The sequence below is a fragment of the Pseudomonas spelaei genome, from assembly GCF_009724245.1.
Classification (GTDB): domain Bacteria; phylum Pseudomonadota; class Gammaproteobacteria; order Pseudomonadales; family Pseudomonadaceae; genus Aquipseudomonas; species Aquipseudomonas spelaei.
In genome coordinates this window covers 140534-163654 of sequence record NZ_WNNK01000006.1, presented here as the reverse complement: position 1 = coordinate 163654, position 23121 = coordinate 140534, and the positions used below count along the sequence as shown (strand labels likewise).

General features: G+C 61.5%; 19 protein-coding genes. 4 read left to right on the top strand and 15 right to left on the bottom strand.

All coding sequences use genetic code 11. The features are described from left to right. Nucleotides 1-152: 152 nt before the first annotated feature. The 3 genes from gltB to hemE all read left to right on the top strand — a co-directional run bounded on the left by gltB (nucleotide 153) and on the right by hemE (nucleotide 7381). Nucleotides 153-4598: a glutamate synthase large subunit gene (gene gltB, locus GNF76_RS09325; RefSeq protein WP_155582883.1), complete on the top strand. Its 4446-nt coding sequence runs from the start codon at nucleotides 153-155 to the stop codon at nucleotides 4596-4598. A gap of 32 nt (nucleotides 4599-4630) precedes the next feature. Further along, a complete protein-coding gene (locus GNF76_RS09320) occupies nucleotides 4631-6049 on the top strand; it encodes an FAD-dependent oxidoreductase (protein ID WP_003209353.1) in 1419 nt (472 codons plus the stop codon). Between the two features lie 264 nt (nucleotides 6050-6313). Beyond that, entirely contained in the window at nucleotides 6314-7381 is a 1068-nt protein-coding gene (gene hemE, locus GNF76_RS09315; protein ID WP_155582882.1) for a uroporphyrinogen decarboxylase, read from the top strand. 55 nt (nucleotides 7382-7436) lie between these two features. Here the strand turns inward: hemE and GNF76_RS09310 are convergent, their stop codons facing one another. Next, complete coding sequence (locus GNF76_RS09310) at nucleotides 7437-8663, bottom strand: MFS transporter (RefSeq protein ID WP_155582982.1); 1227 nt, start codon at nucleotides 8661-8663, stop codon at nucleotides 7437-7439. A 172-nt stretch (nucleotides 8664-8835) separates the two neighbouring features. On the opposite strand from GNF76_RS09310, the gene GNF76_RS09305 reads away from it, so the two are divergent. Next, complete coding sequence (locus tag GNF76_RS09305) at nucleotides 8836-9744, top strand: LysR family transcriptional regulator (RefSeq protein WP_155582881.1); 909 nt, start codon at nucleotides 8836-8838, stop codon at nucleotides 9742-9744. A 157-nt stretch (nucleotides 9745-9901) separates the two neighbouring features. Here the strand turns inward: GNF76_RS09305 and GNF76_RS09300 are convergent, their stop codons facing one another. From GNF76_RS09300 to GNF76_RS09235, 14 genes are read right to left on the bottom strand one after another with little or no spacing between them, the layout of a single operon-like run. Then, nucleotides 9902-10339: a hypothetical protein gene (locus tag GNF76_RS09300; RefSeq protein WP_155582880.1), complete on the bottom strand. Its 438-nt coding sequence runs from the start codon at nucleotides 10337-10339 to the stop codon at nucleotides 9902-9904. 27 nt (nucleotides 10340-10366) lie between these two features. Further along, nucleotides 10367-11593, bottom strand: coding sequence for a beta-ketoacyl-ACP synthase (locus GNF76_RS09295; RefSeq protein ID WP_155582879.1), 1227 nt, complete (start codon nucleotides 11591-11593; stop codon nucleotides 10367-10369). After that, entirely contained in the window at nucleotides 11593-12321 is a 729-nt protein-coding gene (gene fabG / locus GNF76_RS09290) for a 3-oxoacyl-ACP reductase FabG (protein WP_155582878.1), read from the bottom strand. Before fabG ends, GNF76_RS09295 begins: the two co-directional genes overlap by 1 nt. Continuing rightward, nucleotides 12318-12779, bottom strand: coding sequence for a hotdog family protein (locus tag GNF76_RS09285; RefSeq protein ID WP_155582877.1), 462 nt, complete (start codon nucleotides 12777-12779; stop codon nucleotides 12318-12320). Before GNF76_RS09285 ends, fabG begins: the two co-directional genes overlap by 4 nt. Further along, nucleotides 12776-13954 carry a beta-ketoacyl-[acyl-carrier-protein] synthase family protein gene (locus GNF76_RS09280; protein WP_155582876.1) on the bottom strand — a complete coding sequence of 393 codons (1179 nt, stop codon included), beginning with the start codon at nucleotides 13952-13954 and terminating at the stop codon, nucleotides 12776-12778. The genes GNF76_RS09285 and GNF76_RS09280 overlap by 4 nt, the downstream gene beginning before the upstream one ends. After that, nucleotides 13951-14433: a hypothetical protein gene (locus GNF76_RS09275; RefSeq protein WP_155582875.1), complete on the bottom strand. Its 483-nt coding sequence runs from the start codon at nucleotides 14431-14433 to the stop codon at nucleotides 13951-13953. Before GNF76_RS09275 ends, GNF76_RS09280 begins: the two co-directional genes overlap by 4 nt. Further along, nucleotides 14430-15179, bottom strand: coding sequence for a class I SAM-dependent methyltransferase (locus tag GNF76_RS09270; RefSeq protein ID WP_155582874.1), 750 nt, complete (start codon nucleotides 15177-15179; stop codon nucleotides 14430-14432). The genes GNF76_RS09275 and GNF76_RS09270 overlap by 4 nt, the downstream gene beginning before the upstream one ends. Then, nucleotides 15176-16423 (bottom strand): NAD(P)/FAD-dependent oxidoreductase, encoded by a 1248-nt coding sequence (locus GNF76_RS09265; RefSeq protein WP_178123247.1) that lies wholly within the window; start codon nucleotides 16421-16423, stop codon nucleotides 15176-15178. Before GNF76_RS09265 ends, GNF76_RS09270 begins: the two co-directional genes overlap by 4 nt. Nucleotides 16424-16456: 33 nt before the next feature. Continuing rightward, the gene (locus GNF76_RS09260; protein ID WP_155582981.1) at nucleotides 16457-18769 is read right to left on the bottom strand and encodes an MMPL family transporter; all 2313 of its coding nucleotides are present in this window, start codon (nucleotides 18767-18769) and stop codon (nucleotides 16457-16459) included. After that, nucleotides 18759-19460: an outer membrane lipoprotein carrier protein LolA gene (locus GNF76_RS09255; RefSeq protein WP_155582873.1), complete on the bottom strand. Its 702-nt coding sequence runs from the start codon at nucleotides 19458-19460 to the stop codon at nucleotides 18759-18761. The genes GNF76_RS09260 and GNF76_RS09255 overlap by 11 nt, the downstream gene beginning before the upstream one ends. After that, nucleotides 19457-19882, bottom strand: coding sequence for an acyl-CoA thioesterase (locus GNF76_RS09250; protein WP_155582872.1), 426 nt, complete (start codon nucleotides 19880-19882; stop codon nucleotides 19457-19459). Before GNF76_RS09250 ends, GNF76_RS09255 begins: the two co-directional genes overlap by 4 nt. Continuing rightward, complete coding sequence (locus GNF76_RS09245; protein ID WP_155582871.1) at nucleotides 19875-21416, bottom strand: HAL/PAL/TAL family ammonia-lyase; 1542 nt, start codon at nucleotides 21414-21416, stop codon at nucleotides 19875-19877. The genes GNF76_RS09250 and GNF76_RS09245 overlap by 8 nt, the downstream gene beginning before the upstream one ends. Then, nucleotides 21400-22335 carry a lysophospholipid acyltransferase family protein gene (locus tag GNF76_RS09240; protein WP_155582870.1) on the bottom strand — a complete coding sequence of 312 codons (936 nt, stop codon included), beginning with the start codon at nucleotides 22333-22335 and terminating at the stop codon, nucleotides 21400-21402. The genes GNF76_RS09245 and GNF76_RS09240 overlap by 17 nt, the downstream gene beginning before the upstream one ends. Beyond that, on the bottom strand, nucleotides 22332-23066 hold the full coding sequence (locus tag GNF76_RS09235) for a glycosyltransferase family 2 protein (RefSeq protein ID WP_155582869.1): 735 nt from the start codon (nucleotides 23064-23066) through the stop codon (nucleotides 22332-22334). Before GNF76_RS09235 ends, GNF76_RS09240 begins: the two co-directional genes overlap by 4 nt. Nucleotides 23067-23121: the final 55 nt, after the last annotated feature.

Here is a 23121-nt window from a genome sequence, read left to right as displayed (position 1 = left end):
TCGTCGCTAAATTTGTGAGCGTCTGTGTCGGTGTGTACAATGACCTCCCTTTTGCCCCCGCTAAGCCGGCGTACGTTCGGCGTGGAAGGTAACCGGTTGAATTGAAAAGAAATTTGCCTCATAAAAAGAGGCAGCCTGGTGAGAAAGTGTCTATGAAAGCAGGTCTGTACCAACCCGATGAATTCAAGGATAACTGTGGTTTCGGCCTGATAGCCCATATGCAGGGCGAGCCCAGTCATACCCTTTTGCAAACGGCCATCGAGGCCCTGACCTGCATGACCCACCGCGGTGGGATCAACGCCGACGGCAAGACCGGTGACGGTTGTGGCTTGCTGATTCAAAAGCCCGACCAGTTCCTGCGCGCCGTCGCCAAAGAGCATTTCGGCGCCGATTTGCCCAAGCAGTACGCCGTGGGGATGGTGTTCTTCAACCAGGACCCGGTCAAAGCCCAAGCCGCTCGCGAGAACATGAACCGCGAGATCCTGGCCGCAGGCCTTACGCTCGTCGGCTGGCGCAAAGTGCCGATCGACACCAGCGTGCTCGGCCGACTGGCCCTGGAGCGTCTACCGCAGATCGAACAAGTGTTCATCGCCGGCGATGGCCTGAGCGATCAGGACATGGCGATCAAGCTGTTTACCTCCCGTCGTCGCTCGTCCGTGGCCAACGCCTTGGACACCGACCACTACATCTGCAGCTTTTCCCACAAGACCATCATTTATAAAGGCCTGATGATGCCGGCGGACTTGACCGCCTTCTATCCAGACCTGAGCGATGAGCGCCTGCAAACCGCAATCTGCGTGTTCCACCAGCGCTTCTCCACCAACACCCTGCCGAAATGGCCGCTGGCCCAGCCATTCCGCTTCCTCGCCCACAACGGCGAGATCAACACCATCACCGGCAACCGCAACTGGGCCGTAGCCCGTCGCACCAAGTTCGCCAACGACCTGATGGACCTGGAAGAGCTCGGCCCACTGGTCAACCGCGTGGGTTCCGACTCTTCCAGCATGGACAACATGCTCGAACTGATGGTCACCGGCGGCATCGACCTGTTCCGTGGCGTGCGCATGATCATTCCGCCTGCGTGGCAGAACGTCGAGACCATGGACCCCGACCTGCGGGCGTTCTATGAGTACAACTCGATGCACATGGAACCGTGGGACGGCCCGGCCGGCGTGGTAATGACCGACGGCCGCTACGCCGTGTGCCTGCTCGACCGTAACGGTCTGCGTCCGGCACGTTGGGTCACTACCACCAACGGTTTCATTACCCTGGCGTCGGAAATCGGCGTCTGGAACTACCAGCCCGAAGACGTGATTGCCAAAGGCCGCGTTGGCCCTGGCCAGATCCTGGCCGTGGACACCGAAACCGGTCAGATCCTCGACACCGATGCCATCGACAACCGCTTGAAGTCCCGTCATCCGTACAAGCAATGGCTGCGCAAGAACGCCCTGCGCATCCAGGCAACCATGGAAGACAACGACCACGGTTCGGCTTTCTACGACGTCGACCAGCTCAAGCAGTACATGAAGATGTACCAGGTCACCTTCGAAGAGCGTGACCAGGTGCTGCGTCCACTGGGCGAGCAAGGCTACGAAGCGGTCGGCTCCATGGGCGATGACACGCCAATGGCCGTGCTGTCCCAGCGCGTACGCACGCCGTACGACTATTTCCGCCAGCAGTTCGCCCAGGTGACCAACCCGCCGATCGACCCGCTGCGTGAAGCCATCGTGATGTCGCTGGAAGTGTGCCTCGGTGCCGAGCGCAACATCTTCCAGGAATCGCCTGAGCACGCCTCCCGCGTGATTCTCAGCTCGCCGGTCATTTCCCCGGCCAAGTGGCGTTCGTTGATGACCCTGGACCGCCCGGGCTTCGACCGTCAGATCATCGACCTGAACTACGACGAGAGCCTTGGCCTGGAAGCGGCTGTGCGTAACGTCGCCGATCAGGCTGAAGAAGCCGTGCGTGCCGGTCGTACCCAGATCGTGCTGACCGATCGTCACATAGCCCCAGGCAAGTTGCCGATCCACGCCTCACTGGCCACCGGCGCGGTGCACCACCGCCTGACCGAAAAAGGCCTGCGTTGCGACTCCAACATCCTTGTCGAAACCGCCACCGCCCGTGACCCGCATCACTTCGCGGTGTTGATCGGTTTCGGCGCCTCGGCGGTGTACCCGTTCCTGGCGTACGAAGTACTCGGCGACCTGATCCGTACCGGCGAAGTGCTGGGCGACCTCTATGAGGTGTTCAAGAACTACCGTAAAGGCATCACCAAGGGCCTGCTGAAGATCCTGTCGAAGATGGGCATCTCCACCGTTACGTCCTACCGTGGTGCGCAACTGTTCGAAGCCATTGGCCTGTCGGAAGAAGTCTGCGACATGAGCTTCCGTGGTGTGCCGAGCCGTATCAAGGGTGCGCGTTTCGTCGATATCGAAGCCGAACAGAAAGCCCTGGCGGCCGAAGCCTGGAGCGCGCGCAAGCCGATCCAGCAAGGCGGCCTGCTGAAGTTTGTCCACGGTGGCGAATACCACGCCTACAACCCGGACGTGGTCAGCACCCTGCAAGCCGCTGTGCAGCAAGGTGACTACGCCAAGTTCAAGGAGTACACCGCGCTGGTGGATAACCGCCCGGTGTCGATGATCCGTGACCTGTTCAAGGTGAAAACCCTGGACACGCCGCTGGCCATCAGTGAGATCGAGCCTCTGGAATCGATCCTCAAGCGTTTCGACTCCGCCGGTATTTCCCTGGGCGCTCTGTCGCCCGAGGCTCACGAAGCCCTGGCCGAAGCCATGAACCGCCTGGGTGCGCGTTCCAACTCCGGCGAAGGCGGTGAAGACCCGGCGCGTTACGGCACCATCAAGAGCTCGAAAATCAAACAGGTCGCCACTGGCCGCTTTGGTGTGACCCCGGAATACCTGGTCAACGCCGAAGTGCTGCAGATCAAGGTGGCCCAGGGTGCCAAGCCCGGTGAAGGCGGCCAACTGCCAGGCGGCAAGGTCAACGGTTTGATCGCCAAGCTGCGTTACGCAGTGCCAGGTGTGACCCTGATTTCGCCTCCGCCGCACCACGACATCTACTCCATTGAGGATTTGTCGCAGCTGATTTTCGACCTGAAACAAGTCAACCCCAAGGCTCTGGTTTCAGTGAAACTGGTCGCAGAAGCTGGCGTCGGTACCATCGCCGCCGGTGTGGCCAAGGCCTATGCTGACCTGATCACCATCTCCGGCTACGACGGCGGCACTGGCGCATCGCCACTGACCTCCATCAAATACGCTGGCGCGCCGTGGGAACTGGGCCTGGCTGAAACCCATCAGACCCTGCGCGGCAACGACCTGCGCGGCAAAGTCCGGGTACAAACCGACGGCGGCCTGAAAACCGGTCTCGACGTGATCAAGGCCGCGATCCTCGGCGCTGAGAGCTTCGGCTTCGGTACCGCGCCGATGATCGCCCTGGGCTGCAAATACCTGCGTATCTGCCACCTGAACAACTGCGCCACCGGCGTCGCCACTCAGAACGAGAAGCTGCGCAAGGATCACTACATCGGCACCGTCGACATGGTGGTGAATTTCTTCACCTATGTTGCCGAAGAAACCCGTGAGTGGCTGGCCAAACTGGGTGTACGTTCCCTCGAAGAGCTGATCGGCCGTACCGATCTGCTGGACATTCTCGAAGGCCAGACCGCCAAGCAACAACACCTGGACCTGACGCCGCTGTTGGGCAGCGATCACATCCCGGCAGACAAGCCACAGTTCTGCCAGGTGGAGCGCAACCCGCCGTTCGACAAAGGCTTGCTGGCCGAGAAGATGGTTGAGATGGCCATCTCTTCGATCAATGACGCCAGCGGTGGTGAGTTCGCCCTGGATATCTGCAACTGCGACCGTTCCATCGGCGCACGGATCTCCGGCGAAATCGCGCGCAAGCACGGCAACCAGGGCATGGCCAAGGCGCCAATCACCTTCCGCTTCAAGGGCACTGCGGGCCAGAGTTTTGGTGTGTGGAACGCCGGTGGCCTGAGCATGTACCTGGAAGGCGACGCCAACGACTATGTGGGCAAGGGCATGACCGGCGGCAAGCTGGTGATCGTCCCGCCGGTGGGCAGCGTCTACAAGACTCAAGACAGTGCCATCATCGGCAACACCTGCCTGTATGGCGCAACCGGCGGCAAGCTGTTTGCGGCCGGTACTGCCGGTGAGCGTTTCGCGGTGCGTAACTCCGGTGCTCACACCGTGGTTGAAGGCACGGGCGACCACTGCTGCGAGTACATGACTGGCGGCTTCGTCGCGGTGCTGGGCAAGACGGGCTACAACTTCGGTTCGGGCATGACTGGCGGTTTCGCCTACGTGCTGGACCAGGACAACACCTTCGTCGACAAGGTCAACCACGAGTTGGTGGAGATCCAGCGGATCAGCGGCGAAGCGATGGAATCCTACCGTAACCACTTGCAGCATGTGCTGGACGAATATGTCGAGGAAACCAACAGCGAATGGGGTCGTAACCTCGCTGAAAACCTCGATGACTACCTGCGTCGTTTCTGGCTGGTCAAGCCCAAGGCTGCCAACCTGAAATCGTTGCTTTCCAGCATCCGTGCCAACCCGCAGTGATATGCGCCTGAAGAGTTTGATGAGGTTTTAACATGGCTGAACGTCTGAATAACGACTTCCAGTTCATCGATGTCGGGCGCAAAGATCCGAAGAAGAAACTGTTGCGTCAACGCAAGAAAGAGTTCGTGGAAATCTACGAGCCCTTCAAACCCCAGCATTCGGCCGACCAGGCCCACCGCTGCCTGGGGTGCGGTAACCCGTATTGCGAATGGAAGTGCCCGGTGCACAACTTCATTCCCAACTGGCTGAAATTGGTGGCCGAGGGCAACATCCTCGCTGCCGCCGAGCTGTCGCACCAGACCAACACCTTGCCGGAAGTCTGCGGCCGGGTGTGCCCACAGGATCGTCTGTGCGAGGGTGCTTGCACCCTTAACGACGGTTTTGGTGCGGTGACCATCGGTTCGGTGGAGAAGTACATCACTGACACCGCGTTCGCCATGGGCTGGCGCCCGGACATGTCCAAGGTCAAGCCGACCGGCAAGCGTGTGGCGATCATCGGCGCGGGCCCTGCGGGCCTGGGCTGTGCCGACGTGCTGGTGCGTGGCGGCGTGACCCCGGTGGTGTTCGACAAGAACCCGGAAATCGGCGGCCTGCTGACCTTCGGTATCCCCGAGTTCAAGCTGGAAAAGACCGTGCTGAGCCATCGCCGCGAAGTCTTCACCGGTATGGGCATCGAGTTCCGTCTCAACACCGAGATCGGCAAAGACGTGACCATGGAGCAACTGCTCGAAGAATACGATGCCGTGTTCATGGGCATGGGCACCTACACCTACATGAAGGGCGGTTTTGCCGGCGAGGACCTGCCTGGCGTGTATGACGCTTTGGACTTCCTGATCGCCAACGTCAACCGCAACCTGGGCTTTGAAAAGTCGCCGGAAGATTTTGTCGACATGAAAGGCAAGAAGGTCGTGGTGCTGGGCGGTGGTGACACCGCGATGGACTGCAATCGGACTTCGATTCGCCAGGGCGCCAAGTCGGTGACCTGTGCGTATCGTCGTGACGAAGCCAATATGCCGGGCTCGCGCAAAGAGGTGAAGAACGCCAAGGAAGAAGGCGTGAAATTCCTCTACAACCGCCAGCCGATTGCCATTGTTGGCGAGGATCGCGTTGAAGGCGTGAAAGTGGTCGAGACCCGTCTCGGTGAACCGGATGCCCGTGGCCGTCGCAGCCCAGAGCCGATCCCGGGTTCCGAAGAGATCATCCCGGCTGATGCGGTGGTCATCGCCTTCGGTTTCCGTCCAAGCCCGGCGCCATGGTTCGAGCAGTTCGAGATCCAGACCGACAGTCAGGGCCGTGTTGTAGCCCCGGAACAAGGCCAGTACAAACACCAGACCAGCAACCCGAAAATCTTCGCCGGTGGCGACATGGTTCGTGGTTCTGATTTGGTGGTGACGGCCATCTTCGAAGGCCGCAACGCCGCTGAAGGTATCCTGGACTACCTGCAGGTCTGATCAAGTTTCAATCTGAAATGCGATCAACTGTGGGAGCTGGCTTGCCTGCGATAGCATCACCTCGGTCCTACTGAAAGACCGAGTTGCCCGCATCGCAGGCAAGCCAGCTCCCACCTAAACCTCATTCCACAGTGGGGGTTGTGGTGTCAGCAAGTTCGCAAGACACCGCGACAAATTGACCCGATAGACAAAAGGCACGGCTCTTGCCGTGCCTTTTGCGTCGCGCTCTGAGAAAATGCCCGCACTTTTTTTGCGGATGCCGACATGACTGCCCTCAAGAACGACCGTTTCCTTCGTGCCCTGCTCAAGCAACCCGTGGACGTCACCCCTGTGTGGATGATGCGCCAGGCCGGTCGCTACCTGCCGGAATACCGCGCCAGCCGCGCCCACGCCGGCGACTTCATGAGCCTGTGCATGAATCCAGCGTTCGCCTGCGAAGTCACGATGCAACCGCTGGACCGCTACCCACAGCTGGATGCGGCCATCCTCTTCTCCGATATCCTGACCATCCCTGACGCCATGGGCCAAGGCCTGTACTTCGAAACCGGCGAAGGCCCGCGGTTCAGGAAAGTCGTCAGCACCCTGGCCGACATCGAAGCCCTGCCGATTCCTGATCCCCACAAGGATCTGGGCTACGTGATGGATGCCGTCAGCACCATCCGCCGCGAACTCAATGGCCGCGTGCCGCTGATCGGCTTCTCCGGCAGCCCATGGACCCTGGCCACCTATATGGTCGAAGGCGGTTCGTCGAAAGACTTCCGCAAGACCAAGGCCATGCTCTACGACAACCCGCAAGCCATGCACCTGCTGCTGGACAAGCTGGCGCAATCGGTCACCTCCTACCTCAATGGCCAGATCATGGCGGGCGCCCAGGCCGTGCAGATCTTCGACACCTGGGGCGGCAACCTGTCGGCGGCGGCGTACCAGGAGTTCTCCCTGGCCTACATGCGCAAGATCATCAGCGGCCTGATCCGCGAACACGAAGGCCGCAAGGTGCCGGTCATCATGTTCACCAAGGGCGGTGGCCTGTGGCTGGAAAGCATCGCCGATGCGGGTGCTGATGCATTGGGCCTGGACTGGACCTGCGACCTCGGCGAAGCCCGCCGCCGGGTGGGTAACAAGGTTGCGCTGCAAGGCAACATGGACCCGACTGTGCTCTACGCCAAGCCAGAAGCTATCCGCACTGAAGTTGGCCGTATCCTCGCCAGCTATGGCAAGGGCAGCGGCCACGTGTTCAACCTTGGCCACGGCATTACCCCGGAAGTGGATCCGGAGCACGCAGGCGCGTTCCTGCGGGCGGTGCATGAGTTGTCGGCGCAGTATCACGAGTAACACGCAAAACAACTGTGGGAGCAGGCAAGCCAGCTCCCACATAAAGCAAATCGCGTCAGGCCCGCACTTGTCCCAGCGGTGGCAACTTCGCCAGCTTCAGCGCCACCAACAGCGCGCCAATCAACAACGCCACGATAAACCCGCCAATCCCGTTCCACCCGGCAAAGTGCCAGAAGAACCCGCCCGCCGTGCCCGCAATACTCGACCCGGCGTAGTAGCTGAACAGGTACAGGGACGACGCCTGCCCCTTGGCCTTCAGCGCCCGACGGCCAATCCAGCTACTGGCCACCGAGTGGGCGCCGAAGAAGCCAAACGTGAACATCAACATGCCGACGACCACTAGCACCAGCGGCGTGAACAACGTCAGGGCGATGCCCGCGAGCATCAGTACGATGGTGGCCCACAGCACGCGTCGGCGGCCGAGGCGATCAGCCAGGGAGCCAATCTTTGCCGAGCTGTAGATGCCCGAGAGGTACACCAGCGAAAGCAAACCGACGACGGCTTGGCTCAGGTCGTACGGGGCGGCCAGCAAGCGATAACCGATGTAGTTGAACAGGGTGACGAAGCTGCCCATCAGCAGGAAGGCTTCCAGGAACAGCCACGGCAGGCCGGCGTCCTTGAAGTGCATGACGAAGCCGTCCAGCAGGCTACGGGGCTTGAGGCTGCTGGCGCGGAAGTTGCGCGATTCGGGGAGGATTTTCCAGAACACCGTGGCCGCGATCAGCGCCAGGGCACCGATGATCAGCATCGCCGTGTGCCAACTGACGAAGTCGATCAGCACACCAATGATCAAGCGTCCGCTCATCCCGCCAATGGCATTACCCCCGATGTACAAACCCATCGCCAGGCCGATATGTTGCGGGTGGATCTCTTCGCTCAGGTAAGTCATCGCCACCGCCGCCAGACCACTGAGGGACAGGCCTACCAGCGCCCGCATCAGCAGGATACCTTCCCAGGTCGGCATCAGGCCGCTGGCGATGGTGCACAGCGCAGCACAGAACAACGCCGCTACCATGACCGGCTTGCGCCCAAGGCGGTCGGAAATCGGTCCGGTGATCAGCAGCCCAAAGGCAAGCATCGCGGTCGCGACCGAGAGAATCAGGCTGCTCTGCGCCGCATTGATGGAGAACTCGTCGGACAGTGCCGGCATCATTGGTTGCACGCAATAGAGCAGGGCAAACGTAGCGAAACCACCGGAAAACAGCGCCAGCACCGTGCGCATGAACATCGGCGTGCCTTTTTCGATGTACGGCTCATTGAGCTGTGCCACCACCTCGTCCAGGGCAGTGGGTGGGCGTTCTTGAGCAACTGGAGCGACAGCAGATTTCACGCGGGACCTCGGGGAGGAAAGACTGCCAGGGCTGGCAATGAAAAAAAGAATATAGCTCCCTAATGATTCTTTCCAATATATTGTTCGACCTGTTTGATAGCTTTTACGACCTAATGGGATTTGTATGGAATTGCGCCATCTGCGTTACTTCATCGCCGTGGCTGAAGAGCTGCATTTTGGCCGCGCCGCGCAGGTGCTGGGTATTTCCCAGCCGCCGCTGAGCCAGCAGATTCAGGCGCTGGAGCTGGAGGTCGGCGCACGGTTATTTGAGCGTACCAACCGTCGGGTTGAGCTGAGCGAGGCAGGCAGGCTGTTCCTGCAAGAAGCGCGGTTGGTACTGGCCCAGGTTGATAAAGCAGCCGATGTGGCGCGTCGGGCACAGTTAGGTGAACTGGGGGAATTGAAGATCGGCTTCACGTCTTCTGCGCCGTTCAACTCCAGTATTCCACAAGCGATCTTTGCCTTTCGCCAGGCGTTCCCTGCGGTGCAACTCAATTTGCAGGAGATGAGTAGCACTCAAGTGGCCGAGTCGTTGGTGGATGAGTCGATTCAGGTGGGACTGATGCGGCCGTTACCGTTATCTGATTCGTTGAGCGTGGTGGAGTTGATGCGCGAGCCGTTGGTGGCCGTGCTGAGCGCAGGCCATCCGTTGGTAGAAGGCAGCGAGCGCGGTTTGTACTTGGCGCAACTGGCCGAAGAGCCTTTTGTGTTTTTCCCACGAACCTACGGCAGCGGCTTGTATGCGCAGTTGCTCAACCTGGCCCGTGACGCCGGCTTCAGCCCGCATTTTGCCCAGGAAGCGGGGGAGGCGATGACGATTATTGGCTTGGTGGCAGCGGGACTTGGCGTTTCGGTATTGCCGGCGTCGTATCAGCGAATGCGCATTGATGGCGTGGTCTACCGGACGTTACTGGACCCGGAAGCGGTGACGGCGGTGTGGCTGGTGCAGCGCAAGGACCAGCGATCGCCAATGGCCAAGGCGTTTGTCGAGTTGCTGGTGGCGAGAGGACAAGCCTTGATGTCGGTACACTAAGAAATACAGATCCATCAAGCGAAGTGAGTCCAGTGTGGGAGCTGTCGAGCCCCGGCGAGGCTGCGATGGCGTCTGCACTACAAACATTGATGCAGGCTGACCCACCGCTATCGCAGCCTCGCCGGGACTCGACAGCTCCCACCTTTGATCTTCGCTGTTACTGGGCGGTCCCGGTCTGCGGGAACACCTGTACCGCCGAACCTGCCTCACTCGCACCCGTGGAACGCAACCCCGCCAAGATGTCCCGGTCCAGCATGCTGATCCAGCGGTTGTAGTTGCGATGAATCTTGCCGTCCTTGTAGCCCAGGTCACGGCTGTCGCGGTAGGTGATGGCGTAGCTGTTGCGGGTGTAGCGGATGTCGATTTCAGCGTGGAATTGATTGCGCACGGTGATCTCGGCCTGGATCAGTTGCGGGCTGAAGCGCTGCACCGTCCATTCGCGCTTTTCCAGTGCTGCGACGATGGTCTGTTTCATCTTTTCGTCACTGACCTGCGCCGGCAGGTCGTGCTGGGTGTTGAGCACCGGTTTGTTGGTGCAGCCGGCGGTGGTCAGCAGGGCCAGGGTGATCAGTGTTGCGCGTAGCAAGGAAGACATTCCGTTTTCTCCAATCAATAAAAAAGCTTACGGCCAGCGGCGAAAGATCAGCGAAGTGTTGACGCCGCCAAAGGCAAAGTTGTTGTTCATCACGTAGTCGTTGTGCAGCTCGCGGAACGCGCTGCGCAGGTAATCCAGTTCGCCGCAGCGCGGGTCAACTTCGTCGAGGTTGAAGGTGTGCACGTATTGGTCGCTGTTCATCATCTCGATGCTGAACCAGGACTCCAACGCGCCACAGGCGCCCAAGGTATGGCCGAGGAAGCTCTTCTGCGAACTGATGGGCATGCGGCTGCCGAACAGGCTGCTGGTGGCCAAGGTTTCAGCGATGTCGCCCTGTTCCGTGGCCGTGCCGTGACCGTTGACGTAGCCGATGGCGGCAGGCGCCAGGCCTGCGTCTTCCAGGGCCAGTTCCATGGCCCGGCGCATGGTGCTCTGTTCGGGGCGGGTGGTGTGCTGGCCGTCGGCGTTGCTGCCGAAGCCGACGATCTCGGCGTGGATATGTGCACCACGGGCCAGGGCGTGTTCCAGTTCTTCGAGTACCAGCATGCCGCCGCCTTCACCGATCACCAGACCGTCGCGGCCACTGTCGTAGGGGCGCGGGCTGGTTTGCGGGGCGTCGTTTTTCAGGCTGGTGGCGTACAGCGCATCGAACACCATGGCCTCGGTGGGACACAGCTCCTCGGCACCACCGGCGAGCATCAGCGGCAGGCGGCCGAACTTGATGGCTTCATAGGCGTAGCCGATGCCCTGGCTGCCGCTGGTGCAGGCGCTGGACGTTGGGATCAGGCGCCCGGTGAGGCCGAAGAAGATGCTGATATTGGCAGCCGTGGTGTGGGGCATCATCCGCACGTAGGAGTTGGCATTCAGCCCCTCGGCCACCGAGTTCAGCAGCATGTTGCCGAACGCCTTGATCTCGTCGGTGCTGCCGGTGGACGAGCCACACGCAACGCCCATGCGCCCGTCCTTGATCGATTCGTCGCCCAGTAAACCGGCATCCTGCAACGCCTGTTCCGCTGCCCACACCGCCAGGCGTGAGACCCGACCCATGCTGCGCAGCTGCTTGCGGGTCCAGTGGGCCGGCACGACGAAATCGTCGATTGGCCCGGCCAGCCGTGTATTCAATTCACTGAAACGATCCCACTCATCCATGCGCCGGATGCCGCTGCGATTGGCGCGAAAGTTGGCGGCGATACTGTCCCAATCGCGGCCCAAGGAAGTGATGCCGGCCATGCCGGTGACAACCACGCGTTTCATCAGCACAGGCCTCCATTAACGGCCAGCACCTGGCGAGTGATATAGCCGGCTTCTGCCGACATCAGGAAATTCACTGCACCGGCGACTTCCTCCGGGGTGCCCATGCGTTGGGCCGGGATCATCTTCATCAGTTCTTCCACCGGCACGTTTTCATCCAGCATCGCCGTGTCGATCAACCCGGGCGCTACGCAGTTGACGGTGATCTTGCGTTTGCCCAGCTCGATAGCCAAGGCCTTGGCGGCGCCGATCAAGCCGGCCTTGGACGCGCTGTAGTTGACCTGGCCACGATTGCCGATCAGCCCGGACACGGAGGTAATACATACGATCCGCCCGGCAGCGCGACGACGAATCATCGGCATCATCACCGGGTGCAGCACGTTGTAGAAACCATCGAGATTGGTGCGCATCACCACGTCCCAGTCTTCTTCCGACAGTGCGGGAAACGCGCCGTCGCGGGTCAGCCCGGCATTGAGCACCACGCCGTAGTAAGCGCCGTGTGTTTCCACGTCGGCTTCGAGGATTTGCTTGCAGGCGGCGCGATCCGAAACGTCGAATTGCAGCACCCGGGCCTTACGGCCCAGCGCTTCAACCTCAGCCTGTACGGCATCCGCTTCGGCACGACCGCTGCGGCAATGCAGCACGATGTCATGGCCGGCCTGGGCCAGGCGCAGGGCAATGGCGCGACCGATACCACGGCTGGAGCCGGTAACCAGAACGGATTCAGTCATGGTGTTGTGTCCTTCGATTCATCTAAATAATTGGCCACCTGAGGCGGTCGAAATACGTTCAAGCGTGCACTGGCCTGGATGCCGTCCCCGGTGAGGTGGCATTCGAACACACCCATGCCGTTGTCGTCTTCCAGGGAGCGCAGACCGTGGATGGTCAGTTCGGTGCCGGCGGGAAAGTACTCGACGTTGCATTCATATTTACGGGTGCCCAGCAGGAACCCCAGCTCCACTGGGTCACCCTGCTGGCGGGCACGGCAACCGGCGTAGGCGGCGACACTTTGTGCCATCAACTCTACGCCAACCCAGGCCGGCAAGCTGCCGTCGGGGCGGTTGAACAGGCCGTCGGGCTTGACGGTGAGACGGGTATGAATCTGCTCTTCATCAAACGCCAGGACTTGATCGATCAGGATCATGTCACCGGCGTGGGGCAGCAGTTCGGCGAGCGGCCAATCGATCATGGGGCGTCTCCGATAATCAGGCTGACGTTGTTGCCGCCAAAGGCGAAGGAATTGCTCATCAGGCAGCGCTTTTCCAGGAGGTCGGCGGGTGTGACCCACTGCAAGGCCGGCAGCGCAGGGTCGGCTTGGCCGTCCCAGACATGAGGCGGCAAGGCATGGGCGCTGTTGTCGGCAGACAGGCTCAGCCAGCAGAACGCGGCCTCCAGCGCTCCGGCTGCGCCCAGGGTGTGACCGGTCATGGGTTTGGTCGAGGAGCAGGCCACGCCGTTTGGGAACAGGCTGGCCACCGCCAGGCTTTCCATGGCGTCGTTGTGCTGGGTCGCGGTGCCGTGCAGGTTCAGGTAGCCGATCTGTTCAGGCTTCAGGAGGGCGCTGGCCAAGGCCTTGCCCATTGCCAACAGTGCGCCTTTGCCGCTCGGGTCCGGGGCGGAAATATGGTGGGCGTCGCAGCTGGCGCCACTGCCCAGCAGGGCGATGGGGCCCGGCACTTTGCTCATGAGAAACAGCGCAGCAGCTTCACCGATGTTGATGCCATTGCGATTGACCGAAAACGGATTGCAGCGCTGCCCGCTGACCGCCTCCAGGGAGGTGAATCCATTGAGGGTCAGTTTGCACAGGCTGTCGACACCGCCGCACAGCACCACGTCGCAGATGCCAAGATCCAGCAGGCGCTGGGCGCTCATCAACGCGCGGGCGCCGGAGGTGCAGGCGGTGGAAATCACATAGGCCGGGCCGCTGGTTTGCAACCAGTCGGCGAGAAACGTGGCCGGGGCGCTGAGCTCTTGTTGCTGATAGTTGTAGTCGCTGGGGAACTGCTGGTTGCTCAGGTAATGGGCGATACCGCGACTGGCTTCATCGATCCCCGAGGTGCTGGTACCGAGGATGATACCGATGCGCGACGCACCAAAGGTCTTGATCGCGTGTTGGATCTCGTCCTGGATCTGCAACGCCGCTTCCAGCAACAGTTGGTTATTGCGACTGCTTTGTGGCTCCAGCCCAAGTGGGATTGCCGCCAGTTCGCCATGCACACCAGCCACCGGCAACACGCGTTCCGGCACCCAGCCGCCTTCATCGCGCATGCCTGAACAGTCACCGGCAAACAGGTTGCGGCTGACTTCACGCTTGTCGCGGCCCAGGGCACAGATGACGCCGAGCGCATTCAGGTAGGCGGTCATCGGGCGGTCTCAAGCGGGCTGATGTGGTAGATCAGGTGTTGCCCCGGCAGGCTCACGCGAAACACCAGGGAGGAGTGATAAATGACCTGCCAGCGGGACGGGAGGGTGCGTGTCAGGTCCATTTCCTGAGTGCCAGGATACAGCGTGGAGACTTCATCCGCCGACGTCAGGGCAAACAGTAAGGCAGCAAACAGCTCTCGAGCCTGAGGGTTTGGGGGCAACAAGCCGTCAGCTTGCCACGCACCGTTGATCAACTTCTGCCGGGCCAGGGGGATGCCCAGCGGGTCCATCATCGACCAGCGAATACCGCCGCCTTCCCGTTGGATCACCAGCAGCCAATCCTGGCGCTGGGCGTCCTGCTCGCGCACCACGTGCAATTGCAGCGGCAAGGCCAGGCTTGGGTTATGGGTCGGCAACGGTGGCTGGCTGGCGCAGGCGCTCAGCAGCAACAGACAACCCATCAGCAGCCTGCGGATCATTGCCCGGCACCTGCCAGGGGTTTGCGGGCGACCACGTTGACCAGGGTTTCTTCCCGCTCACCGAAGGGTTTCGGACGACGCAGGCCCCAGCGTTCCAGCAAGCCGAAATCCGTGGAGCGGCTCCACCACAAGTACGGGTACGAAACATTCTGCGGACCGAATTCGAAGCCCTGTTCGCGAATCATCTCCAGGTACTCTTCTGCGCTTTTTTGTACGTGCATGGGATGGCGGAACAGCCAGCGAATCACCCAGGTGTCGATATAGGCCTCGGTGGACTCGGCAAACAGCAGATAGCCGCCGGGCTTGAGCACTCGGTAGAACTCCGTCAACGCTCGCTGCTGTTCTACCAGATGATGGAAGGTCTGGTGGCAGAACAGGATATCGACACTGTCGTCGGCTACTTTGAGGGTGGCGCAGTCGCTGCCGATCAATTCGATGGCCAAGTTCTGACGTGCGGCTTCGGCGCGGCTCAGTTCCAGGCTGTGGGGGTCGGCGTCCAGGCCAATCAAGCGTTCAGGCGCAAACACCTGCTGCAAATACTGGAACGACTTGCCCTGGCCGCAGCCGGCATCCAGCAGCACCGGCGCCGCCGGCAGTGGATCGCTGAACAGGCCGCGCAGGTCATTGATGGCTACCCGCAACACATGGTGCTGCCAGGTGTGGCTGCGCAGAAACCAGAAACCGAACTTGGTTTCCTCGACGTAGTTTTTGCTCAAGTACCCTTTTTGATAAGAAGAACTGCTCATACCGCATCCCCTGCACAAATTTCCGACAACATCCGTAACCGCCGTTTGGGTTCGCTGACAAACGGATTACGTTCATCCCAGGCGTAACCGGCGAGGATCGAACTGATCATCCCGCGAATCGCCGGGGAACTGCCGGGATGGAAAATCACATCCTGGAAGGTCCCGGCATACCAGCCTTCGACGTAGCAGCGAAAGGTGTCGACACCGCGCTTCAACGGTTCGGCGAACTGGGTTTGCCAGTCGACAGGTTCGCCCTGCAACTGACGATGCAACAGGCCAGCGGCCATACTCGCCGAACGCATGGCAATGGTCACACCAGAGGAGAACACCGGGTCCAGAAACTCAGCGGCATTGCCCAGCAGCGCGAAGCCCGGGCCGTGCAAGGTTTTGACGTTGGCCGAGTAGCCACCGATGGTGCGCGCCGGAGTATCCCAGACGGCATTTTTCAGCACTGTAGAGAGGCTTGGCGTTTCATTGATAAAACTACGCAAGCAGGCATCGAGGTCGGTATCGCGACCGTCGAAATGCTCCTTGGCGGCGACCACACCCACCGAACAGCGGCCGTTGCTGAACGGGATGGTCCAGAACCAGATATCGCGCTTTGTCGGGTGAGTGGTGACGAGGATCTTGGTGCGGTCGAAGCCTGGGTGCTCGATGCGGTCTTCGATGTGGGTAAACACTGCTTGGCGCAACGGGAAATTCGAAGGTGCTTCCAAGTCCAGCAGACGCGGTAACACGCGGCCATAGCCGCTGGCGTCGAGGACGAAGCCGGCCTTGAGGTGATACTCGCTGCCGTTCTCCCGACGGACATGCAGATAGCGGCTGCCCGCAGCGAAGTCGACACCGACGATCGTCTCGCCGTAGCGGATTTCCACCCCTTGCCGCGCGGCCTGATCAGCCAGCAGCTTGTCGAAGTCAGCACGCTGCACCTGGAAAGTGGTGGGCTTGCCGTTGCTGAAGGTGTCGCCGAAGTCGAAGGCGCTGTAGCGCTCGCCCCAGGCAAACGCAGCACCGGTTTTTACCTGAAAACCCGCTGCGTTGACGGCCTCCAGCATCCCGGCCTCTTCGATGAAGTCGATGCAGTGCGACAGCAGGCTTTCACCGATGGAAAAGCGCGGGAAGTGCTGGCGCTCGATGATCAAGACGTCATGCCCGTTACGTTTGAGCAAGGCGGCAGCAATGGCGCCGGACGGGCCGGCCCCAATCACCACCACCTGGCGACGCTCTATTTCAACTGTGGACACGAGGGCTCCTTGCCGCGTTGGCGATAATCGAATTCATGGGGTGTGTCCCTGACGGCCAGCCCATGGCGCGAGGATAAAACTGAAGGCCAGTCCGAGGCTCACCGACAGGCCAAAATTACTCACCGCCGGCGTGCTGGAAATCGCCAGCAGGCCGAACGACAACCACGTCGTCACGGCCGCCAGCAAGGTGCCCAGCAGACTCACGGCGGCACCGCCGATTTGCTCGCGCATCAGGATCGCGTAATCGACGCTGATGGCGGTCACCAGTAGCAGGCCGAACAGGCTGAACAGGGTCAGCGGCTGTCCCAGCCAGCCGAGGCTGGCCAGGCTGCACAGGGCTGCGAGCAACGGCAGGGCAACAATACGCAGGGCGCCACCGAAGCCGAAAGGCAGGATCAACAGCAGCACGATCAGCACGCAGGACATCAGCTTCAACTCGGCTGCGCTGATCTGGGTGGCGGCGAATACCCGGTTCAAGTCACCCAGGCGATCCACCAATTGCACGCCCGGAAGATCCAGGGCCTGGACTCGCAGCAGCGCCGGGTTATTCAACCCTTGCAGGCTGACCATCGCCGCCACGCCGGTGTCGGTCGGGCCGAGCCACAGCAGGCGCCAAGGTTCGGCCAGCGGGCCGCTCAAGGCGGCGTCGATGTCTTCGGTGGGCAGGGCTTGCAGGTGCGCCAGTTCGGCTTGCAGGGCGCTGGCCGGTACGCCGAGGTCCAGCAGCGGTTGCCAGAATTGCGGCAGTTTGCTCAGGGCTTCGCGTACTTGCTGCTGTTCGCTGGGTTGACTGACCAATTGGTTCAGCGCCAGATAACCCTGGAGCTTGTCCATGTTCACCAGTTGATCCAGGCGCTGGCCCAAGGCTGCCTGACGCTCCAGCAACTGTTGTTGATTGTCAGCCCGCACCAGAAAGAATTGGCTGGTGGGTTGATAGCCGGTAATGCGCGCAATGGCCTGGGCTTCCTGCAGCAATTGCGGTGGTGCGCCGATCCACTGGCGGATATCGTTTTTGCTGTTCAGGTGCCACAAACCACCGGCGCAAAACAGCAATACCAACACCAGCAACACCGGGCTCGGCAAACGCTTGAGCAGGGACTCGCGCACGCTCAGCAAAAACTCGGCGATCCGTAGCGGCCACTGGGCCGGACGCAGCTCGACGCCCTTGAGCAACGCCGGCAGCAAGCACACCGCCGACAGATACGCGCCCACCAAACCTGCGGCGGAGAACACGGCAATCTGGGTCAGGGCCGGGAACGGTGTCCAGGCCAATGCCAGATAACCGATGCAACTGGTGGCCAGGCTCAGGCTCAAACCCGGCAAGGTCAGGCGCAAGGCCGGCCAACTGCGCCAGGGGCTCATGCTCCAGCTCTTGGACAGATAGTGCAGTGGGTAATCGACGGCCACCCCGATCAGGCTGGAGCCCAGCACCAGGGTCATCACATGCATATGCCCGAACAGCGCGACACACGCCACTGCACCGAACAACATGCCCACCAACACCGGCACAAACGCCAGCAACACCCGCCAACGACGGAAGGCCAGTAACAGCAGCAACAGAATCCCGGCCGTCGCGCCGCCGCCGACCCAGGTGATTTCCCGGGTGGCCTGCTGCTGACCATTGGCGGCGTACAACAAGCCGCTGGCTGCGAGTAATTGCACACCTTGCTGGCTGGCCTGTTCCCGGCTGGTTTTGAGTAAGTCGGCCACTTGCAGCGGCAGTTTCATATCGAAGGCATTGCCGGTGGTGCGCGCGCGCAGCAGTACCCAGCGCTTGCCGTCGGCATCGGCGATCAAGGCGCCGCTGCCGATGTCCAGTTGCACCGAACCGTGCTGCGGCTGGCTGTTCTGGATACGTCCAGTCAGGCCCAGCCAATCATCCTGGCTCGGCACCAGGCTGAACCCGGTAAAGGGATCGAACAGCGCCTGCACCCGTTGCTGAATGAAGGCTTGTGGGTGTTCGATCAACTGCTCGCGGTCCTTGGCCGAGAGCATCGCCAGCCGCCCTTGCAGCAACTGCTGACGCAGGGCGGGCAGGTCGGCTTGCAGGTTCCACTGGACCTTTTCAAACAGGCCGCTGGCTTGCCAGCGTTCGCCCAACTGCTGAGCCATGGCCACCGCCTGTTGGCGATCGGTGTGCCCCACCAGCACCAGCATCTCGCGGTTCAACGGCTCCTGCATGCGCTGTTCGGCACGTAGCTCCAGGGCATCCGGCGCGGTGCCTGGCACCAACTCCATCAGGTTGGCAGACAGCGGCGCGCCATGGCGCCATTGCCAGCCTGCCAGGGCCAAAACAGCCACCAGCAGGATCAGGAACAGGCGCGGCAACCAGCGTTCACTCGGCAAAATCATGTTGCTCCGCGTCGCTCAACGGTTGGCTGCCGGTGCTGTCCTGCATGCGCAGTACGGTGCTGTCGCCCTGGGTTTCCAGCAGTTCGATTTTTTGCACCAATTCACCGCCGTCGATATTGATCTGGGTGAACACTTGCTTGAGCAGCAGCGAGCGCGGGATCAAGGTCAACTTCCATTGTTTGGCCTCGCCTTGCAGTTGCAGTTCGAAGTCGCGCTGCAAGCCGCTGCTGTCGCCTTGCAAGACGGCGAGGAACAGGCGGTTCTGCTCGGCACCGGCGCTCTTGTTCGGGAGCAATTGCCAGCCGTTGGCGTCCCGGCGGGCAATGCCTTGGGCGCTGATGCGGTAGTCCTGTTGCAGTGGGGTTTTGAGCAGCCAGAGCAGGCCGTGGTCCTTTGCCAGAACAAAAGTGCCCTTGCTGGTCAGTGGTTGCGGCAGGGCACGCAGGTGTTTTTCCTGGATGAAGTTGCCGTGAATCACCGACGGTTTGGCCAACTGATCGCTAAGTTGTTGCAGGTCGAAGGCCTGAGCCAGGCCTGTAAAACCAAACAGTGCGAACAGTGTAGGAGCGAGCTTGCTCGCGAAAAACCCGAGGGCGCCGCGCAGTGTCAGGCGGCCTGCGTTATCGTTGACGACCTTCGCGAGCAAGTCGAATCGTCGCACCGTCGCTCCCACATTGGATCTCATTTCAAAGCCCTTTCGACAGCGTCTGTAAATACCTTGGGCGAGGCCAACTGCATTTCGCGGCTGGCAATCTCCACCGCTACTTGCACGGTGCTGGCGCGGGTCAGGCGCTCGCCGCTGGCAAGGTCAGTAATCAGGTAATTGACCTTCAAGCGGCTCTCCCACTCCACCAGGCTGGCGCGCACGTTGAGGGTTTGGCCGAAGGTTGCGCCGCGCACATAACGCAGCTGCATATCGATCACCGGCCAGGCGTAGCCCGATTCGAGCATCGTCGTGTAGTTATGGCCGATCTTGTCCAGCAAGGCGCAGCGGGCCACTTCCAGGTACTTCACGTAATGGCCGTGCCACACCACATTCATGGTGTCGATGTCGAAAAACGGCACCAGGATTTCGGTGTCGCTGTGCAGCACGCCCTTGCTACGCATGCAGCCTCCAGTGTTGCTCGGCGATGCGTTGCAGGCACAGGCGCAGTTCGCCTTCCAGGGCGCGGTCTTCGATGACTGGCGGGAAGTCCTTGGCGAGTGCTTCATGCATCGCGGCCAGGGCCGGTGGCAGAGGACGCGCGTCTGCGACTTGGCCTCGCAGCCACACACCCTGATTGGCGGCGAGCAAGGTGGCGGCGGCGACCTGTTCGGTCAGCTCCAGCACACGGATGGCGTCACGGGCGGCGATGGTGCCCATGCTCACCTTGTCCTGGTTATGGCACTCGGTGGAGCGTGAAAACACGCTGGCGGGCATCGTGTTTTTCAGGGCTTCGGCGGTCCAGGCGCTGGTGCCGATCTGCACGGCCTTGAAGCCATGGTTGATCATCGCCCGGTCGGCGGGGGCGCCCGACAGGTTGCTCGGCAAACCGTGGTTGTAACGCACGTCCACCAGCAGCGCCAGTTGCCGGTCCAATAGGTCGGCGACGTTGGCCACCAGGGTCTTGAGGCTGTCCATGGCAAAGGCGATATGCCCACCGTAGAAATGCCCGCCGTGCAGTACGCGTTCGGCTTCGGCGTCGATGATCGGGTTGTCATTGGCGCTGTTGAGTTCGATCTCGATGAACGAGCGCAGCCAGTTCAGGCTGTCGGCCAGCACCCCCAGGACGTGGGGTGCGCAGCGCAGGGAGTAGCGATCTTGCAGGCGATGCAACGGCGCGGTTGGCGCGTCGATGGCCAGGTCCTTGCGCAGCCAGGCGGCGACTTGCATCTGCCCTGGATGCGGCTTGGCGGCGAACAGGCGTTCGTCGAAGTGCTCCGGATTACCTTGCAGCGCCACCACGTTCAGTGCGGTGATGCGCGTGGCCAATTGCAGCAGATAATCGGCGCGGGCAAAGGCCAGGCAGGCCAGGCCGGTCATCACGGCGGTGCCATTCATCAACGCCAGGGCTTCTTTCGGGCGCAGTACCAGCGGGTCCCAGCCCAGTTCGCGGTGTACATCGGCGGCCTGGCGACGCTCGCCACGGAACATTACTTCGCGCTCGCCGGACAGGGTCGCGGCCACATAGGACAGCGGCGTCAGGTCACCGCTGGCGCCCACCGAGCCTTCTTCCGGGATCAGTGGCAGCACGTCGAATTCGAGGAACGCGTGCAGGCGTTCCAGCAGTTCCACGCGCACACCGGACACGCCATGGCACAGCGACTGCAAACGCGCGGCGAGTACTGCCCGGGTCGCTTGTGCATCCAGCAGCTTGCCCAGGCCGCAGCCGTGAAAGGTGTAGAGATGACGCGGCAGCGCTTCGACGTGCTGCAATGGCACGGCCACCACGCAGGAGTCGCCATAGCCGGTGGTGACACCGTAGATCACGCCTTCCTTGTCCAGCAGCGAATCAAGGAACTGCGCGCCCTTGGCGATGCGTTGGCGATACTCGGCATCGCTTTGCAACTGAGTCGGCACTTGGCGGTTGGCCAGGGCCAGCACGTCTTCGATGCGCAGAGGGAGTTCGCCGAAGGTTACCGGCTCAAGATGCGTCGTCATCGGTCTTCCAGAAAGGGTAAAAGTTGAACCATTGTTGGGGCGCTTGCAGGCAGAACTGGCCCAGGCGCTCGGCGTAGCGGGCGGTCCATTGGGCGATCACCTGCTGGCGGTTGCTGCGCTTCCATTCGATCAGTTGGGTGAAGGGCTCGATGATCAAGCGATAACGGCCTTCGTGCTTCAGGCACATCAACAGGTTGACCGGGCATTTCAGCAGGCCTGCCAGCAGCCATGGGCCTTGTGGAAACGCCGCGTCGTGGCCGAGAAAATCCACCCGAACCGTACGCCCGCCATGCAGCGGTACGCGGTCACCGGCGATCGCCAACCACTCGCCGTCGTCCAGGCGTTGGCTGAGCAGCAGCATGGTCGCCGGGTCCAGTTCGCTGACCTGGATCAGTCGTAGATTGCTGGCGCCGGCTTCGCCCAGCAGGCGATTGAAACGCTCGGCGTGCTTGGTGTGCACCAACACGTTCATGGTGACTTTCTCACCCAGCTCCGCCAGCGCGCGGCACACTTCCAGGTTGCCCAGATGTGCGCCCACCAGCATCTGCCCGCGTTCGCCGCGCAGTTGGTCGCGCAGTTTCGCCGGGTCGACGATTTCGATCTGTTCCAGGCGCAGCTTGCCGTTCCATACGTCGAGCTTGTCCAGCAAGGCATCGCCGAAGGCCATGAACTGGCCGAAGACTCTTTTATGGGTGGGGCGTAGATCGTCGCGACCACTCCACTCGGCCAGCCGCTGCTGGTACTGCCAGGCGCTCTGTCGGGCGGTGCGGCCGAACAGGAAGAAGTAGAAAACGATGCCATACAGGAGCGGGCTCAACACCCGACGGCCGAGGAACTTGGCGCCGAATGCGGTGAGCTTCATCAGCCAGAAACTGCCGCGCTCCTGGCGGTCGGCCCAATGCCGGGTGCTGTCACTCATGCCTGCCACCTTCGCCAGAGGATCATCGGCGCACGCAGCAGCATGCCGAAGAACAGGCGGGTGTGCATGGAAGAGATCAGGGCGTTGTCGTGGACCATCCGAAAGTGCGACAGGCCGTCGGCGGGGTAATGCACTTTGGTGGGCAGCCAGAGCATCGGCTGGTTGCGCCACGACAGGCGCACGATAATGTCCGAGTCGAAATCCATGCGTTTGCCGATGTTGGCCGAGTCCATCAACGCCAATACTGGTCGCAGCGGGTAGATGCGAAAGCCACACATCGAATCACGAATCTGCAATGAGAGGCTATTGATCCACACCCACACGTGGGTCAGGTAGCGGCCATACAAGCGGCCCTTGGGCACGCTGTGGTCGTACTCCGGGTAGCCGCAGATCAGCGCCTCGGGATGGGTGCGCGAGGCGTCAAGGAAGGTGCTGACTGCCCGCAGGTCGTGCTGGCCGTCCGCGTCCACTTGCAGGGCATGGGTGAAGCCCAGGCGTGCGGCCTCGCGAAAACCGATCATCACGGCGCCGCCTTTGCCCTGGTTGGTGGGCAGGGTGACCAGCGAGACATTGTTGAGGGTCGCAAGCTGCGCCAGGACCGCCGCGCAAGCCAGGCTGCTACCGTCGTCCACCAACAGGCACGGCAAGCCACTGTCCAGCAGGCTGCGGACCACGGCAGGCACGGCAGCTTCGTGGTTGTAGACCGGGATCACGGCGCAGGGGTTATGCATGATCGGGCGTCCCTGATGTACCGAGTCGCCTGCATCGCAGGCAAGCCAGCTCCCA

What these genes read in the sequence shown, in the direction of transcription:
- hemE (WP_155582882.1), top strand. Translation starts at nt 6,314, where the DNA reads ATGACTGCCCTCAAGAACGACCGTTTCCTTCGTGCCCTGCTCAAGCAA.
- gltB (WP_155582883.1), top strand. Translation starts at nt 153, where the DNA reads ATGAAAGCAGGTCTGTACCAACCCGATGAATTCAAGGATAACTGTGGT.
- GNF76_RS09320 (WP_003209353.1), top strand. Translation starts at nt 4,631, where the DNA reads ATGGCTGAACGTCTGAATAACGACTTCCAGTTCATCGATGTCGGGCGC.
- fabG (WP_155582878.1), bottom strand. Translation starts at nt 12,321, where the DNA reads ATGACTGAATCCGTTCTGGTTACCGGCTCCAGCCGTGGTATCGGTCGC.
- GNF76_RS09270 (WP_155582874.1), bottom strand. Translation starts at nt 15,179, where the DNA reads ATGAGCAGTTCTTCTTATCAAAAAGGGTACTTGAGCAAAAACTACGTC.
- GNF76_RS09235 (WP_155582869.1), bottom strand. Translation starts at nt 23,066, where the DNA reads ATGCATAACCCCTGCGCCGTGATCCCGGTCTACAACCACGAAGCTGCC.
- GNF76_RS09300 (WP_155582880.1), bottom strand. Translation starts at nt 10,339, where the DNA reads ATGTCTTCCTTGCTACGCGCAACACTGATCACCCTGGCCCTGCTGACC.
- GNF76_RS09285 (WP_155582877.1), bottom strand. Translation starts at nt 12,779, where the DNA reads ATGATCGATTGGCCGCTCGCCGAACTGCTGCCCCACGCCGGTGACATG.
- GNF76_RS09250 (WP_155582872.1), bottom strand. Translation starts at nt 19,882, where the DNA reads ATGCGTAGCAAGGGCGTGCTGCACAGCGACACCGAAATCCTGGTGCCG.
- GNF76_RS09255 (WP_155582873.1), bottom strand. Translation starts at nt 19,460, where the DNA reads ATGAGATCCAATGTGGGAGCGACGGTGCGACGATTCGACTTGCTCGCG.
- GNF76_RS09280 (WP_155582876.1), bottom strand. Translation starts at nt 13,954, where the DNA reads ATGACCGCCTACCTGAATGCGCTCGGCGTCATCTGTGCCCTGGGCCGC.
- GNF76_RS09305 (WP_155582881.1), top strand. Translation starts at nt 8,836, where the DNA reads ATGGAATTGCGCCATCTGCGTTACTTCATCGCCGTGGCTGAAGAGCTG.
- GNF76_RS09240 (WP_155582870.1), bottom strand. Translation starts at nt 22,335, where the DNA reads ATGAGTGACAGCACCCGGCATTGGGCCGACCGCCAGGAGCGCGGCAGT.
- GNF76_RS09245 (WP_155582871.1), bottom strand. Translation starts at nt 21,416, where the DNA reads ATGACGACGCATCTTGAGCCGGTAACCTTCGGCGAACTCCCTCTGCGC.
- GNF76_RS09275 (WP_155582875.1), bottom strand. Translation starts at nt 14,433, where the DNA reads ATGATCCGCAGGCTGCTGATGGGTTGTCTGTTGCTGCTGAGCGCCTGC.
- GNF76_RS09295 (WP_155582879.1), bottom strand. Translation starts at nt 11,593, where the DNA reads ATGAAACGCGTGGTTGTCACCGGCATGGCCGGCATCACTTCCTTGGGC.